Source organism: Methylosinus sp. R-45379 (assembly GCF_001644125.1).
Lineage (GTDB): Bacteria > Pseudomonadota > Alphaproteobacteria > Rhizobiales > Beijerinckiaceae > Methylosinus.
Map to the genome: position 1 here is coordinate 1 of NZ_LUUM01000125.1, position 1,747 is coordinate 1,747.

Annotated in this window: 1 protein-coding gene; it reads right to left on the reverse strand. The window is 62.2% G+C overall.

Annotated features, from left to right (window positions below):
* The coding region (locus tag A1351_RS25205; RefSeq protein ID WP_198162241.1) for a hypothetical protein at positions 1 to 1,747 on the reverse strand (1,747 nt) is incomplete at both ends.

The following is a 1,747-nucleotide window of genomic DNA, read 5'->3' on the forward strand; positions in this document are numbered from 1 at the left end:
GATGTATCAGCGCCGGAAAGCCGCCCTTGCCGTCGACGTTGGCGCCGGACGGGACGGCCCACGACCCGGCGTCGAAGGAAGGCAGCGCCGAGCCGAGGCTTCCGCCGATCAACCCGAGGCCCTTGAAGATCGAGCCGAGGAAGCCGGTGGCCGAATTCAGGAAGTTCTGCAACAGCGAGCCCATTCCGTCGAGCACGCTCGAGAACATCGATTTTATGCTCTCAAACGCCTTCGACATTGTGCTTTGCAGGCCATCCGCAACCCCCTCGGTCGGCTTCGTCAGTCCGTCGGCAATGCCCTTGCCGGCGAGCTGTGATTTCACCAAGCTACCGTCCATGACCGAACCGAACGCCCTGCCGAAGCCGGTCGCATTGCCGATCAGCTGCGCCAGCACGCGCACGTTATTCTCGAGCGCCTGCGTCAGTATGTTCCGAAGTGACGTGCGTAGGGCGTCGGCGGCCGACGTGTGTTCCTGCATAGCGCGCAAAACGGAACCGGACATGCTGGCCACGCTATCGGCGAACGCCTTACCCTCGGCTTCCTGCTTCGCAGCGAGTGATTTCTGAATGTTCGCGCGCTCGACTGCGTTTTGGTCGACGATGCGTGTCTTTTCCGACTCGACCTCGGCGAGCTTTTTCTTGTCACCGTCATAAAGCGCCGCGACCTTGTCGTAATGCGCTCTCTGAATTTCGAGGCGTTGGTCCGAGATCGATTGCAGGGCGGCAATTTCTTCGGTCGCGGTCAAATTTCTTCGCTCGCCTGCCGCCTTGATGTGGGATTCCTCGGCTTTCAGCGCAGCGAGCCGGGACTGCAGCTCACGATCGAGCGCGTTCTCGGCCAGCGCGTCGCGATAGTCTTCGGCCTGCCGCGAAATGTTGGTCTTTTGCTCCTCAAATGCAGTCCATTCGGCTGTCCCCCGCTTCGTCACCGCCTGCAGGGCGTCAACAGCCTCGAGCTTGTACTTTTCCCATTCCTCCGTGCCTTGGAATGTTCCGGCGGCTTTCAAACTGGCGTCGGCGGCCGTCTTTTGCGCGCGAGCCTGCCGCAGCGCCGCCCGCTCATTCTCGAGTTGCGTTTCGAGCTTCGAACGATCGATATTCCGACTCGTCAAGTTCAGTTGCTTCTCGAGCGCGGCAACGGAACGTTCGCGCGCCGCGACCTCATCCCGGCCGGCGTTGGCCGCCTCGCGGGCGGTTTCGAGCGCTGCCCTATCGATCGCCGAGCCCCCGGCGCGGATATCCCGCTGCTTTTGGAGCTCGTCGGAAATCTTCGCCCGCGCTTCGTGCTCTTCATTCACGCTTGCGACGATCGCAGCCTCTTCGAGGCGCCGGCGCTCATTCACCGGGCGGCCGGCGTTGGTATAGGGCTTGTCGCTCGCGTGCTTGGCAATGGCCTCCGAGATCGCGTCGATATTGTCGGTCTTCGCGGCGGCGGCGATATCCTTCGGCAGCGTGCCATAGTTATACGCGACCGAGGTGAGCACGGCTTTGACCTTCGCCGGCAACCGCGCCCACGAGTCGCCGATATTGTTCATGAGCTCGTCTTGCGTCACGCGCACGCGCCGGGCGAGATCGCGGGTCGCATCTTCTATCGTCGTCGATGCGCCTTCCACGACCATTCCGACACGGCCTTTCGCATCGGTCGTAGTGTCGGAGCCGAAGCCCATTCGAAAATGATTGACGTCCCACTTGGCCTCGGGTGTGAAGCGCTCGAAATGCTTGACGAGCTCGGTCGCGCTGTCCGTGCC